The 7,796-nt window shown below is 60.9% G+C and carries 8 protein-coding genes; 7 read left to right on the top strand and 1 reads right to left on the bottom strand.

The features are described from left to right. Positions 1-283 precede the first annotated feature (283 nt). The 3 genes from PHV01_RS10720 to queG are packed head-to-tail and all read left to right on the top strand — an operon-like array spanning position 284 to position 2,874. Positions 284-913: a hypothetical protein gene (locus tag PHV01_RS10720; RefSeq protein WP_337291149.1), complete on the top strand. Its 630-nt coding sequence runs from the start codon at positions 284-286 to the stop codon at positions 911-913. A gap of 53 nt (positions 914-966) precedes the next feature. Further along, positions 967-1,689, top strand: a complete 723-nt coding sequence (locus tag PHV01_RS10715) for a DUF72 domain-containing protein (RefSeq protein ID WP_337291148.1) — start codon at positions 967-969, stop codon at positions 1,687-1,689. A 33-nt stretch (positions 1,690-1,722) separates the two neighbouring features. Then, the gene (gene queG / locus PHV01_RS10710) at positions 1,723-2,874 is read left to right on the top strand and encodes a tRNA epoxyqueuosine(34) reductase QueG (RefSeq protein ID WP_337291147.1); all 1,152 of its coding nucleotides are present in this window, start codon (positions 1,723-1,725) and stop codon (positions 2,872-2,874) included. On the opposite strand, the gene PHV01_RS10705 is transcribed toward queG, so the two are convergent. Continuing rightward, positions 2,849-3,559, bottom strand: coding sequence for a methyltransferase domain-containing protein (locus PHV01_RS10705; RefSeq protein WP_337291146.1), 711 nt, complete (start codon positions 3,557-3,559; stop codon positions 2,849-2,851). The two genes, queG and PHV01_RS10705, sit on opposite strands and share 26 nt — an antisense overlap. A gap of 174 nt (positions 3,560-3,733) precedes the next feature. Between PHV01_RS10705 and PHV01_RS10700 the strand changes: the two genes are divergently transcribed. From PHV01_RS10700 to PHV01_RS10685, 4 genes are all read left to right on the top strand, one after another. Then, positions 3,734-4,084 carry a metalloregulator ArsR/SmtB family transcription factor gene (locus PHV01_RS10700; RefSeq protein ID WP_337291145.1) on the top strand — a complete coding sequence of 117 codons (351 nt, stop codon included), beginning with the start codon at positions 3,734-3,736 and terminating at the stop codon, positions 4,082-4,084. A gap of 156 nt (positions 4,085-4,240) precedes the next feature. Further along, a complete protein-coding gene (locus PHV01_RS10695) occupies positions 4,241-4,813 on the top strand; it encodes an NADH-quinone oxidoreductase subunit B family protein (RefSeq protein ID WP_337291152.1) in 573 nt (190 codons plus the stop codon). Continuing rightward, complete coding sequence (gene hyfB, locus PHV01_RS10690; protein WP_337291144.1) at positions 4,794-6,833, top strand: hydrogenase 4 subunit B; 2,040 nt, start codon at positions 4,794-4,796, stop codon at positions 6,831-6,833. Before PHV01_RS10695 ends, hyfB begins: the two co-directional genes overlap by 20 nt. A 6-nt stretch (positions 6,834-6,839) precedes the next feature. Beyond that, positions 6,840-7,784, top strand: coding sequence for an NADH-quinone oxidoreductase subunit H (locus tag PHV01_RS10685; protein WP_337291143.1), 945 nt, complete (start codon positions 6,840-6,842; stop codon positions 7,782-7,784). The last annotated feature ends 12 nt before the right edge of the window (positions 7,785-7,796 follow it).

Here is a 7,796-nt window from a genome sequence, read left to right as displayed (position 1 = left end):
CCAGGATCTCTCCCAGGCTCTTGCCGACCCGGAGATCTACCAGAATAAGGAACGATGCCTTGAAACGCTGGATGCGCATACTCAGGCCAAGCAAAGGGTGGTGGAATTGACGGCGGAATGGGATCGATTATCCAGTCTGATGTAGTTATTTTTCAGGTAGATAGACTAAAGGCTGAAGACTGAAGGCTATGACGAATGGAAACACCTTGACAGCAGAGCCTTCGGCTGCACAGTATAGTTGTGTGGGAAGGTAAACCTCTTCATGCACGGTGCGCGAATATCGATGAGTACTCACACGATTGGCCTCTGCCCGGACTGTGGTGCGCGTAGAGTGCCTGGAGCCAGCGCATGTTGGCAGTGCGGCGGGACATTCGCGACGCCGCCGACGGCACCGGTGTCTTCCCTGCGCTGGGCGAAGTTGCCGTGGGCGGGCGTGATCCCCTTCGGGCTCTTTTTCCTGCCTTGGGTGATCGCCGGTCCATATTGGGCCCATCGCGTGATCTCGGTTGCGGGCCTGGAACTCGCCCTTGGCCAGACACTCAAAGGCCACCCTGTACCGCAGGAGCCGCTCCTGTGGTTCATCCCCGCCGCATCGTTGCTGCTGGGTGCGCTGCTGTTTCAAGCTCACCGGCGGACACCTGAGTCGTGGCACTGGCTGCTGGTGACAATTACCGCTTGGGCAGGCTTTCTCCTGCTGCTTTTCAAAGCGGTGCAGTGGTTGTGGGCCAGCCCGGCCCCTGGAACGGGCTGGGTGGTCCACTGGCTGACCACCGAATACCTGGTCTCCGGCTCGGCCTTCCTCGTGTCAGCCCTTAGCGCCACGCGAGCGTGGATGGGCTCGAGGAGCCCCCGGCCGCAGCCGTCTTCTTCACCGTCCCAAGATGCCCCAATGGACGAAGGAGAGATCCGATAGCCACTGCTGATCCAAGCGCGGGCCATGCCAAGATCGGGACCTGCGGCTTCGCGATGGGCCGGCAGGAGTACTACAACACCTTCCCGGTTGTTGAGATCCAGCAGACCTTTTACAAATTGCCGCGGCTCAGCACAGGGGTACGGTGGCAAGCCGGGGCGCCGACCGGGTTCGAGTTTACGATGAAGGCATGGCAGCTCATCACGCACGAGCCGTCAAGCCCGACCTATCGCCGCCTCACCAAGCCGATCTCACCTGAATCGAAAGATCGCTACGGCGCGTTTCGGCCCACCGAGGAAGTCTTCGAAGCCTGGGCCCAGACGCGGGCATTCGCGGCAGCCCTGGGCGCCTCGATCATCGTCTTCCAGTGCCCGCCGAGCTTCACGCCGACGTCCGAACATATCGCGAACCTGCGCGCCTTCTTCACCAGCGTCGACCGCGCCGGCTGGCAAGCTGCCTGGGAGCCACGCGGTGCCTGGACGGCGGATCTGATCCAGGGACTCTGTCGCGAGTTAGAGTTGGTCCACGTGGTCGATCCGCTCAAGGAGCCGTCGCTGTATGGCCCGATCCGCTACTATCGGCTGCACGGCCTTACCGGCTACCGGTACGTTCACACCGATCAGGACCTTGAGCGGCTGAAGACGGTGTACAAGAATGATCTCCCCACCTACTGCCTGTTCAATAATCTCTTGATGGCCGAGGACGCGATTCGATTCCAGGCGCTGCTGGGGGAGAAGGCGAAACCGCTACGAGCGCGAGCCCTCAAGGTAGTACGGTAAGCGTCAATGGGCACGAATCAACAGGATTGCGACATGGTCGTGCAGAGTCCTGAGCAGTTGACTCAGGCGATCAAAGAAGAGGCCCACAGGCTGGGGTTCGAGCTGGTCGGGATCTCGTCGGTCAGCGACCCTCCCCATGAACAGTCGTTCGCCGATTGGCTGCAAGAGGGGTATGGCGGCGAGATGGCCTATATGACGCGTACTGAGCAGGCCCGACGCCACCCGAGTACGTGGCTTCCCTGGGCGCGTTCGGTGGTTTCTGTCGCCATGAACTACTACACCCCCTTTCCGCGCGAGACACACCAGGCGGGTGCGCCCAAGGGATGGATTTCCCGCTATGCATGGGGAGAGGACTATCACACGGTCTTTGAGAGCCGACTTGACGCGCTGCTCGGATGGATTCGCAATACCGTCGGCGAAGAGGTTCAGGGCAAGGCCTACGTCGATGCCGGGCCGGTGTTGGAGAAGGGGTTCGCTGGCCTGGCGGGAATCGGGTGGATCGGCAAGAATACGCTCCTCATCTCTCCAAAGCACGGTTCGTATTTTTTTCTGGGCGAGCTGTTTCTGAGCCTCGAACTGCCGGCAGATCAGCCGATCAGGAACCGGTGCGGTTCGTGCGATCTATGCCTGAAGGCCTGTCCGACCGACGCCTTTGTCGGCCCGTATCGACTGGATGCCCGTCGCTGCATCTCGTACCTGACGATCGAGTTGAAGGGCAGTATCCCGGCACAGATACGGCCACTGATCGGCAGTCACATCTTTGGCTGTGATATCTGCCAGGAGGTCTGCCCGTATAATGTCAATATCGAGGCCTCGAAGGAGCCTGCTTTTCAGCCCCGTGAGGGCCTTCATGCGCCGGAGTTGATCCCTCTCCTTGCACTGAACGACGAACAGTTTCGGTCGTGGTTCAAGGGGAGCCCGCTCAAGCGGTCAAAGCGGCGGGGCGTTTTGCGAAACGTGGCAGTGGCGCTGGGTAACCTGGGCTCCGCGGAATCGATCCCGGCTCTGGCACGGCTCCTCTCCGATCCGGAGCCGCTGGTCCGGGGTCATGCCGCCTGGGCCTTAGGACGGACCGGCACGACTGAGGCGCGTGCGGCGCTCGACGAGGCGCTTGCTCGCGAGACCGATCCCGACGTAAAAGTCGAGATTGCGCAGGCGCTCACCGGCGGCGCGCCTTCACATTGACACGGGCCCGGATCGTTAATTCTCTCCCGCCGCGCTTCAGATACGCGAGAAACCCCTCCCAGCGGCTATCGGTCTGCCATTTCTCAGTGAGACCTGAGGCCTCCACGTAAGCCAGGGCGTCATCGGAGGCGGTAAAAGAGAGCACCTCATGCTCGACCTCGAGATAGACGGGGTCGAATCCCACCGCTGTCAGCGCCAGATCGACATCCTCCTCTCCATAGGCGAATCGGGAGCTTCTGCCGCTCTCCTTCCATTGATCTCGGTGAAGGGTCGCAAAGGCCATGAAGCGGCCCGGTACCAGGACCGCGGCCGCTCGCTCCAGGATTGCGTTAGACATGCAGAGATGGGCGACCACCAGATCGATCGGACCAAATTTGCCATATTCGACCCGCTCGGCATCGTCGCACACAAACGTGACATGGTTCAGGCCAAGGGCGCCGGCGCGTCGGCGGGCCTCCTGGATTACCTGCTCCGACCAGTCGATCCCAATGATCCGGCCGACCTCTTGCGCCAGGGCAAAGGTCAAGCGCCCATTGCCGCACCCGACATCCAGCACCGTCCGCTCGCGCAGCGGTTCTTCCCGGATGAGGCGCAGGAGCGTGTCGCTGAGACCGCCGTGTATCGCCTCGCGCCCTTCGCCGGACCGATAGGCCCGCTCGATCCGCTGTCGCTTCCACTCGACCATCGATCCTCCTTATTCCTGTCGCATTGTATACCAGGAATCCAGGCAGCGCGACTCTTTCGGTAAAAGTGCGAGCGATGGCTGACGTGGATACTTGACGAGCGTAAACAGAGGATATAAGATATAAGCATACTTGCAGATGCAATAGTGTGCATTCTTTCAGGCGTTGGGAAACGGATGAGACAACAACTCAGTAATTTCAAGGCGGAATTCTTTAAGGCGCTGGCCCACCCGTTGAGGATCTCGATCCTTGATGCGTTGCGGACGGGAGAGCTCACGGTGAACGAGATCAGCCAGCGATTCGGCGTCGAACCCGCCAACGCCTCTCAGCAGCTTGCGGTTCTTCGTAATAAGGGCATCGTGGCGGCCCGCAAAGAGGGATCGAATGTCTACTATTCCGTCAGCGACCACGCCATCTTTAAGCTGCTTGACGCGGCCAGAGAGATCTTCAACAACCACCTGATCGGTGTTCGCGGGATGCTTGAGGAGATACGACTCGAGCAGACGCAAACACCCAGGCGCCGCTAGTGTAGCGGCCTGCAATTACCGTTCGTGCCGAGCTAGTCGAGCATGAGCGGAACTAGCTACAATACTGCACCCTTCGACAGGCTCAGGGTAAACGGTGACCGTCAAGAGGCGTTGGACTCACGACACTGGTACAGCAATGAGAGAAGTCGCATCGAGATGCTGACACTGATAAGAAAGATCTGGAAGACACCCGTAGTGACCGAGCCGTTGCTGCGACCGGGTCACGACGCGCAGATCGAGACCATTGCACGGCAGATTGAGGAGCGCGCACGGCGTCTTTTTGGTCGCTCGCTGCATATCCGCGAAGTGGACGCGGGCTCGTGCAACGGGTGTGAGCTGGAGATCGGCGCGCTGAATAACCCCTACTATGATCTGGAGCGTTATGGAATGCACTTCGTCGCCTCACCGCGCCATGCCGATTGTTTATTGGTGACGGGTCCGGTGACACGCAATATGGCCGGCCCTCTCAGGCGCACCTATGATGCGACCCCTGACCCAAAGATCGTGATCGCCATCGGCGACTGCGCCAGGGATTGCGGAATCTTCGCGGGCGGTTATGGGGTCGTCGGGCCCGTGTCGGCGATTGTGCCGGTCGATCTGGTCGTTGGTGGCTGCCCGCCACCCCCGCAGATGATCCTGGTCGGAATCCTGGCGGCGCTTGAGAGCCGCGGGAACCATCAGGATGTTCGACCCAGGGATGGTTCGGTAAGTGACGATAACACTCAGTGAAACGATGACGCTGAATCTGTTGCTCCTGACGCTCGCGTGCTTCGGCATCGGCGCAGCGGGGGCGTTGCTGACGGCGCCCTGGCCGCGCGTATCGCGACTGGTGGGACACGCGTGCGCGCTCGTCGGCGCTATAGGAACCCTCGCGTTGGGCGCGGCGGGCCTGGCGGGCGGCACGCTGGGTGTGATAATCCCGGCGCTCCTCCCTGTCGGCGGATTCTCCCTCGGCATAGATCGCCTCAGCGCGTTCTTTATTCTGGTCATTGCGGTGGCGGCGATCCCCTCCGCGCTCTATGCGATCGCCTACACCCGAGACTATGAGGGAAGGCATTCGCTGGCGGGAATGGGGTGTGGGTTCAATGCCTTCCTCGCCGGGATGGTGCTCGTCGTCCTGGCCCGCAACGCGCTGACATTTCTGCTCATGTGGGAGGTGATGTCGCTGGCATCGTATTTTCTCGTGATGACAGAGGCTGAGCATGGGGAGACGCAACATGCGGGCTGGGTGTATTTCGTCATGACGCATGCGGGATTCGCATGCCTGTTCGTTGGCTTCCTCTTGATGGCCCGCGCAACCGGTACGATGGACCTGGGTGAATGGCGCGCCGCATCGGTGACCGTGAGCGAACCGATGCGCTATGCGGTATTCGCCTTGCTGGCGCTCGGGTTCGGCACAAAAGCGGGGGTGATTCCCTTGCACATCTGGCTTCCAAAGGCCCATCCGGCGGCGCCCAGTCATGTGTCGGCCATGATGTCCGGGGTGATGATCAAGCTTGGTATCTACGGGCTTGTGCGGATCGGGTTCGATTGGCTCGGGGTAGGCCCATCCTGGTGGGGCGGCGCAATCCTGGTCGTCGGAGCGATAAGCGCGGTACTCGGCGTATTATATGCGTTGGTGGAACAGGACCTGAAATGCCTGCTCGCCTATTCCAGCGTTGAGAATATCGGCATCATCCTACTCGGGGTAGGGGGAGGGATGTTGTTTCAGAGTTATCACCTCGATGCGCTGGCATCGCTGGCGCTGGTGGCGGGCCTATATCACACGGTGAATCACGCCACGTTCAAGCCCCTCCTCTTCATGGGCGCCGGCGCAGTCGTGCATGCGACCGGAACCCGCAATATGGAAGAGCTTGGCGGGCTCATCAAGCGGATGCCGCAGACGGCCGCCTATTTTCTCATCGGCTCGGTGGCGATTGCGGCGCTGCCGCCATTCAACGGCTTTATCAGCGAATGGCTGCTGTTTCAATCGCTTCTGCTCAGCTTCCAGATCTCCGCGACGGGAACCAATCTGCTGTTCGCAGCGGTCGTCGCCGCGCTCGCATTAACGAGCGGACTTGCAGCGGCCTGCTTCGTGAAAGCCTTCGGCATTACCTTTCTGGCGCTCCCGCGCAGCGAATACGCCAAACGGGCGCGGGAGGTGCCGTGGATGATGCGTGGGGCGATGGGGATGTCGGCGGTCGCGTGCCTGGTACTCGGGGTGGCGCCGGTTGGCTTGTTGCGCCTTTTAAATGCGACAGCGGCCGATCTGACAGGGGCGCATACAGACGCGCACTTCAACTGGGACGTCATCGTCGCCGACGGCGCGTTCGCCATGGCATCGCCGCTGTGGATCGCGGTCGCGCTGACCTCGCTGCTCGCGCTGGTCCTGGTGGCCTTACGTATCATCGGCGCGAACGCGCGCCGTCGCGCGTACGAGACATGGGGATGCGGTCGCGCGTTGCAGACATCGCGATTTGAATATACCTCGACAGCGTTCGCCAATCCGTTCAAGCGGGTGTTTGGTCTCTTATACCGTCCGGTGAAGGAGTTGGACATCCGGTTCCATCCGGAATCGCCCTTTTTTGTCGAGACGATCACCTACCGCAATGAGGCCCGCTCGATATTCGACGAGGCGCTCTATGGCCCGATGTCTCGGCTTGTGCAATGGGCCTCACATCGCGCCCGTATCGTACAGTCTGGGAGTGTGCACCTCTACTTATTGTATATCCTGGTCGCGCTGGTGGTCCTGCTGGCGCTGGCGGGTTAAAGGCAGATGCTCACACAGATTCTGATCGAAGCGATCCAGTTGCTTCTGGTCGGACTTGGCGCACCGCTTCTGGTGGGGCTGGTTCGGCGGGTGAAAGCCAGGCTCCAGGGCCGACGCGGTGCAGGCGTGCTGCAGCCATATGCCGATCTTCGCAAACTCCTGGTGAAAGAGGCAGTCGTGTCGGAGACTACCTCGTGGATCTTTCGGTTCACACCGTATCTGCTGGTGGCGACGATGCTGCTGTCATCGCTTCTGGTGCCCCTTCTCACGACCCTGACCCCGCTCGGCTTTATCGGCAATATCATCGTGCTGATGTATCTCTTTCTGCTTGGCACCTTCTTCCTGGCGCTGGCAGGTCTTGATGCCGGCAGCGCGTTCGGCGGCATGGGCTCGAGCCGTGAGATGGCCGTTGCCGCCCTGGCTGAGCCGACCGTGATGATCGCGATCTTCGCGATTGCCTTGCGTGTCGGGAATACGGGCCTCGATGAGATTGTCAGGCGCGGAGCAGATGACTCGCTTTTGCTGCTCAATCCCGGCCACCTGCTGGCATTCGTCGCGTTCTTTATCGTGGCCCTTGCAGAGACGGGACGATTGCCGGTTGACAATCCTGCAACGCATCTGGAACTGACGATGATCCACGAGGCGATGATTCTGGAGTATTCGGGACGGCACCTGGCGCTGATCGAGTGGGCCGCAGGGATGAAGCTCCTGATCTTCCTGGCGCTGCTCTCGAACCTATTCTTTCCGTGGGGCGTCGCGATGGCGGTCACGCCGGCGGCGCTGACTGTGGCCTTTGTCGCGCTTGTCGTGAAAGTGGGCACACTCGCAGTAGGGATCGCGGCGATCGAGACGGCGGTGGCCAAGTTGCGGCTATTCCGCCTGCCGGCGCTGTTAAGCGGGTCATTTGCGCTTGCCCTGTTGGCGGTCATCTCGTTCCTGTTCGTGAAATAGGCCGGGTGCGCA

The organism is Candidatus Methylomirabilis sp. (assembly GCF_028716865.1).
Taxonomy (GTDB): domain Bacteria; phylum Methylomirabilota; class Methylomirabilia; order Methylomirabilales; family Methylomirabilaceae; genus Methylomirabilis.
The sequence above is the reverse complement of the archived record's forward strand: the minus strand, read 5'-3'. Positions and strand labels throughout refer to the sequence as shown.

Excerpts from the sequence above, each read along its gene's own strand:
- PHV01_RS10705 (WP_337291146.1), bottom strand. The coding sequence starts at position 3,559 with ATGGTCGAGTGGAAGCGACAGCGGATCGAGCGGGCCTATCGGTCCGGC.
- PHV01_RS10685 (WP_337291143.1), top strand. The coding sequence starts at position 6,840 with ATGCTCACACAGATTCTGATCGAAGCGATCCAGTTGCTTCTGGTCGGA.
- PHV01_RS10715 (WP_337291148.1), top strand. The coding sequence starts at position 967 with ATGGGCCGGCAGGAGTACTACAACACCTTCCCGGTTGTTGAGATCCAG.
- queG (WP_337291147.1), top strand. The coding sequence starts at position 1,723 with ATGGTCGTGCAGAGTCCTGAGCAGTTGACTCAGGCGATCAAAGAAGAG.
- PHV01_RS10695 (WP_337291152.1), top strand. The coding sequence starts at position 4,241 with ATGCTGACACTGATAAGAAAGATCTGGAAGACACCCGTAGTGACCGAG.
- PHV01_RS10720 (WP_337291149.1), top strand. The coding sequence starts at position 284 with ATGAGTACTCACACGATTGGCCTCTGCCCGGACTGTGGTGCGCGTAGA.
- PHV01_RS10700 (WP_337291145.1), top strand. The coding sequence starts at position 3,734 with ATGAGACAACAACTCAGTAATTTCAAGGCGGAATTCTTTAAGGCGCTG.